Origin of the sequence: Paraburkholderia sp. RL17-347-BIC-D (assembly GCF_046027915.1) — a bacterium.
Lineage (GTDB): Bacteria > Pseudomonadota > Gammaproteobacteria > Burkholderiales > Burkholderiaceae > Paraburkholderia.
Map to the genome: position 1 here is coordinate 1 of NZ_JARESS010000128.1, position 5,633 is coordinate 5,633.

The 5,633-nt window shown below is 53.4% G+C and carries 2 tRNA genes and 3 rRNA genes; all 5 read left to right on the forward strand.

What is annotated here, in order from left to right:
* Positions 1–221: 221 nt before the first annotated feature.
* The 5 genes from P0D96_RS47325 to rrf all read left to right on the forward strand — a co-directional run bounded on the left by P0D96_RS47325 (position 222) and on the right by rrf (position 5,579).
* Positions 222–1,752: ribosomal RNA gene (locus tag P0D96_RS47325) — 16S ribosomal RNA — on the forward strand.
* A 68-nt stretch (positions 1,753–1,820) separates the two neighbouring features.
* Positions 1,821–1,897, forward strand: a tRNA-Ile gene (locus tag P0D96_RS47330).
* 74 nt (positions 1,898–1,971) lie between these two features.
* A tRNA-Ala gene (locus P0D96_RS47335) sits at positions 1,972–2,047 on the forward strand.
* A 336-nt stretch (positions 2,048–2,383) separates the two neighbouring features.
* Positions 2,384–5,264: ribosomal RNA gene (locus P0D96_RS47340) — 23S ribosomal RNA — on the forward strand.
* A 201-nt stretch (positions 5,265–5,465) separates the two neighbouring features.
* Positions 5,466–5,579, forward strand: a 5S ribosomal RNA gene (rrf, locus tag P0D96_RS47345).
* The 16S, 23S and 5S rRNA genes sit together here with 2 tRNA genes alongside, the layout of an rRNA operon.
* Positions 5,580–5,633 lie beyond the last annotated feature (54 nt).

Here is a 5,633-nt window from a genome sequence, read left to right on the forward strand (position 1 = left end):
TGCCGGTCCGGTAGTGAATGCGTAACCGATCTTTAAAAATTAACAGCCGATAAGTGTGGGCGCTTGATGCGCGACGCGAGGTGGGTCCTTCGGGGTCTGCCGACCAAGCGAAAGTATCAAGTCTCACACAGTATTAGAGGAAGGTTTGAGCAATCAAATCATCGTCAGTACGTTGAGTGAGCGACCGGTCCGTAACTGGACCGAAAACAGTAACAGGTATTGAACTGAAGAGTTTGATCCTGGCTCAGATTGAACGCTGGCGGCATGCCTTACACATGCAAGTCGAACGGCAGCACGGGAGCAATCCTGGTGGCGAGTGGCGAACGGGTGAGTAATACATCGGAACGTGTCCTGTAGTGGGGGATAGCCCGGCGAAAGCCGGATTAATACCGCATACGATCTGTGGATGAAAGCGGGGGATCTTCGGACCTCGCGCTACAGGGGCGGCCGATGGCAGATTAGCTAGTTGGTGGGGTAAAGGCCTACCAAGGCGACGATCTGTAGCTGGTCTGAGAGGACGACCAGCCACACTGGGACTGAGACACGGCCCAGACTCCTACGGGAGGCAGCAGTGGGGAATTTTGGACAATGGGCGAAAGCCTGATCCAGCAATGCCGCGTGTGTGAAGAAGGCCTTCGGGTTGTAAAGCACTTTTGTCCGGAAAGAAAACCTCGTGGTTAATACCCGTGGGGGATGACGGTACCGGAAGAATAAGCACCGGCTAACTACGTGCCAGCAGCCGCGGTAATACGTAGGGTGCAAGCGTTAATCGGAATTACTGGGCGTAAAGCGTGCGCAGGCGGTTCGCTAAGACAGATGTGAAATCCCCGGGCTTAACCTGGGAACTGCATTTGTGACTGGCGGGCTAGAGTATGGCAGAGGGGGGTAGAATTCCACGTGTAGCAGTGAAATGCGTAGAGATGTGGAGGAATACCGATGGCGAAGGCAGCCCCCTGGGCCAATACTGACGCTCATGCACGAAAGCGTGGGGAGCAAACAGGATTAGATACCCTGGTAGTCCACGCCCTAAACGATGTCAACTAGTTGTTGGGGATTCATTTCCTTAGTAACGTAGCTAACGCGTGAAGTTGACCGCCTGGGGAGTACGGTCGCAAGATTAAAACTCAAAGGAATTGACGGGGACCCGCACAAGCGGTGGATGATGTGGATTAATTCGATGCAACGCGAAAAACCTTACCTACCCTTGACATGTATGGAATCCTGCCGAGAGGTGGGAGTGCCCGAAAGGGAGCCATAACACAGGTGCTGCATGGCTGTCGTCAGCTCGTGTCGTGAGATGTTGGGTTAAGTCCCGCAACGAGCGCAACCCTTGTCCCTAGTTGCTACGCAAGAGCACTCTAGGGAGACTGCCGGTGACAAACCGGAGGAAGGTGGGGATGACGTCAAGTCCTCATGGCCCTTATGGGTAGGGCTTCACACGTCATACAATGGTCGGAACAGAGGGTCGCCAACCCGCGAGGGGGAGCCAATCCCAGAAAACCGATCGTAGTCCGGATCGCACTCTGCAACTCGAGTGCGTGAAGCTGGAATCGCTAGTAATCGCGGATCAGCATGCCGCGGTGAATACGTTCCCGGGTCTTGTACACACCGCCCGTCACACCATGGGAGTGGGTTTTACCAGAAGTGGCTAGTCTAACCGCAAGGAGGACGGTCACCACGGTAGGATTCATGACTGGGGTGAAGTCGTAACAAGGTAGCCGTATCGGAAGGTGCGGCTGGATCACCTCCTTTCTCGAGCTAACGTGTCAATCGCGTTGAGCGCTCACGCTTATCGGCTGTGAAATCTAGGACAGACTCAGGGGTCTGTAGCTCAGTCGGTTAGAGCACCGTCTTGATAAGGCGGGGGTCGATGGTTCGAATCCATCCAGACCCACCAAAGTCTTGTCTGGTGTGCTGATCGATGATCCCGGGGTATGCAGTGCGGATAGAGATTTTTATCTGTGTATGACTGGGGGATTAGCTCAGCTGGGAGAGCACCTGCTTTGCAAGCAGGGGGTCGTCGGTTCGATCCCGTCATCCTCCACCAATCCTCAATGCCGGTTTTACTGCGGCGGACCTTGAAAGAGGTTTGCGGTGTAGTGAAACAGGCATTGGCGATTGAGCCAGTCAGAGTGATATGAAGCAGAGCTTTATATCGGCTGTCGTTCTTTAACAATCAGGAAGAAGTAGTAAAGAGATTCACGAAAGCATACTTAGAGATGGGTGTGTGAGTAGGTGAATCAGGGTTGTGATTGTATCAATGTATTTTAAAGGTGATCGAAAGATTGCCTTGGAATACGGCGCAACACGAATACTCAACCTGTAGCGAGAGTGGCGAGCGCATGATTCCCCGTGGATCATGCAGGAGACACACCCGTTATAGGGTCAAGCGAACAAGTGCATGTGGTGGATGCCTTGGCGATCACAGGCGATGAAGGACGCGGTAGCCTGCGAAAAGCGGTGGGGAGCTGGCAAACGAGCTTTGATCCACCGATATCCGAATGGGGAAACCCGGCCCGTATGGGTCATCCATGACTGAATACATAGGTCATGCGAAGCGAACGCGGTGAACTGAAACATCTAAGTAACCGCAGGAAAAGAAATCAACCGAGATTCCCAGAGTAGTGGCGAGCGAAATGGGACCAGCCTGTACTCTTTATCCGTACTGTTAGTCGAATGCTCTGGAAAGTGCAGCCATAGCAGGTGATAGCCCTGTAGACGAAAACAGCATGGAAGAACTGGGTGTACGACAAGTAGGGCGGGACACGTGAAATCCTGTCTGAAGATGGGGGGACCATCCTCCAAGGCTAAATACTCGTGATCGACCGATAGTGAACCAGTACCGTGAGGGAAAGGCGAAAAGAACCCCGGGAGGGGAGTGAAATAGATCCTGAAACCGCATGCATACAAACAGTCGGAGCCTTCGCAAGGGGGTGACGGCGTACCTTTTGTATAATGGGTCAGCGACTTACATTCAGTGGCAAGCTTAACCGATTAGGGCAGGCGTAGCGAAAGCGAGTCCGAACAGGGCGTTCAGTCGCTGGGTGTAGACCCGAAACCAGGTGATCTATCCATGGCCAGGATGAAGGTGCGGTAACACGTACTGGAGGTCCGAACCCACTAACGTTGAAAAGTTAGGGGATGAGCTGTGGATAGGGGTGAAAGGCTAAACAAACCTGGAAATAGCTGGTTCTCTCCGAAAACTATTTAGGTAGTGCCTCGTGTATCACCTTCGGGGGTAGAGCACTGTCATGGTTGTGGGGTCCATTGCGGATTACTACGCCATAGCAAACTCCGAATACCGAAGAGTGCAATCACGGGAGACAGACATCGGGTGCTAACGTCCGGTGTCAAGAGGGAAACAACCCAGACCGCCAGCTAAGGTCCCCAAATATTGCTAAGTGGGAAACGAAGTGGGAAGGCTAAAACAGTCAGGAGGTTGGCTTAGAAGCAGCCATCCTTTAAAGAAAGCGTAATAGCTCACTGATCGAGTCGTCCTGCGCGGAAGATGTAACGGGGCTAAGCAATATACCGAAGCTGCGGATGCACATTTATGTGCATGGTAGGAGAGCGTTCCGTAAGCCTGCGAAGGTGCATTGAAAAGTGCGCTGGAGGTATCGGAAGTGCGAATGCTGACATGAGTAGCGATAAAGGGGGTGAAAGGCCCCCTCGCCGTAAGCCCAAGGTTTCCTACGCAACGTTCATCGGCGTAGGGTGAGTCGGCCCCTAAGGCGAGGCAGAAATGCGTAGCTGATGGGAAGCAGGTTAATATTCCTGCACCATTGTTAAATGCGATGGGGGGACGGATCGCGGAAGGTTGTCCGGGTGTTGGAAGTCCCGGTCGCTGCGTTGGAGAAGGCACTCAGGCAAATCCGGGTGCGCAATTCAAGGGCGTGGCGCCATTCACTTCGGTGAAGAAGCAACTGGAAGTGGTTCCAAGAAAAGCCTCTAAGCTTCAGTTTAACAAGACCGTACCGCAAACCGACACAGGTGGGCGAGATGAGTATTCTAAGGCGCTTGAGAGAACTCGGGAGAAGGAACTCGGCAAATTGGTACCGTAACTTCGGGATAAGGTACGCCCCTGTAGCTTGACTGGCCTGCGCCAGAAGGGTGAAGGGGTTGCAATAAACTGGTGGCTGCGACTGTTTAATAAAAACACAGCACTCTGCAAACACGAAAGTGGACGTATAGGGTGTGACGCCTGCCCGGTGCCGGAAGATTAAATGATGGGGTGCAAGCTCTTGATTGAAGTCCCGGTAAACGGCGGCCGTAACTATAACGGTCCTAAGGTAGCGAAATTCCTTGTCGGGTAAGTTCCGACCTGCACGAATGGCGTAACGATGGCCACACTGTCTCCTCCCGAGACTCAGCGAAGTTGAAGTGTTTGTGATGATGCAATCTCCCCGCGGCTAGACGGAAAGACCCCATGAACCTTTACTGTAGCTTTGCATTGGACTTTGAACCGATCTGTGTAGGATAGGTGGGAGGCTTTGAAGCGTGGACGCCAGTCTGCGTGGAGCCGACCTTGAAATACCACCCTGGTTTGTTTGAGGTTCTAACCTTGGTCCGTTATCCGGACTGGGGACAGTGCATGGTAGGCAGTTTGACTGGGGCGGTCTCCTCCCAAAGTGTAACGGAGGAGTACGAAGGTACGCTAGGTACGGTCGGAAATCGTGCTGATAGTGCAATGGCATAAGCGTGCTTAACTGCGAGACCGACAAGTCGAGCAGGTGCGAAAGCAGGTCATAGTGATCCGGTGGTTCTGTATGGAAGGGCCATCGCTCAACGGATAAAAGGTACTCTGGGGATAACAGGCTGATACCGCCCAAGAGTTCATATCGACGGCGGTGTTTGGCACCTCGATGTCGGCTCATCTCATCCTGGGGCTGTAGCCGGTCCCAAGGGTATGGCTGTTCGCCATTTAAAGAGGTACGTGAGCTGGGTTTAAAACGTCGTGAGACAGTTTGGTCCCTATCTGCCGTGGGCGCTGGATATTTGAAGGGGGCTGCTCCTAGTACGAGAGGACCGGAGTGGACGAACCTCTGGTGTACCGGTTGTCACGCCAGTGGCATCGCCGGGTAGCTATGTTCGGAAGAGATAACCGCTGAAAGCATCTAAGCGGGAAACTCGCCTTAAGATGAGATATCCCCGGGGCTTCGAGCCCCTTGAAGGGTCGTTCAAGACCAGGACGTTGATAGGTCAGGTGTGGAAGCGCAGTAATGCGTTAAGCTAACTGATACTAATTGCCCGTAAGGCTTGATCCTATAACCGGTGTGTTTTGCGATGATCGTTAGTGCTTCAGCACTTACGGGCATCCCACCCCCGAAGGGGGGAGCACGCAGGTTGAGATCGATGTTGTGCCAGAAACAGCACAGCCCAACGCTTTACCCCTGGTGAGCATCACCAGAAACTACTTCTTCCAGATTGGCTGTACTGCTCCACGGGCAGTGCAGCAACAAGTCATGCCTGATGACCATAGCGAGTCGGTCCCACCCCTTCCCATCCCGAACAGGACCGTGAAACGACTCCACGCCGATGATAGTGCGGATTACCCGTGTGAAAGTAGGTAATCGTCAGGCTCCCCCGCAGCAAACAGAAACCCCACCCCAAAAAGGTGGGGTTTCTGCGTTTAC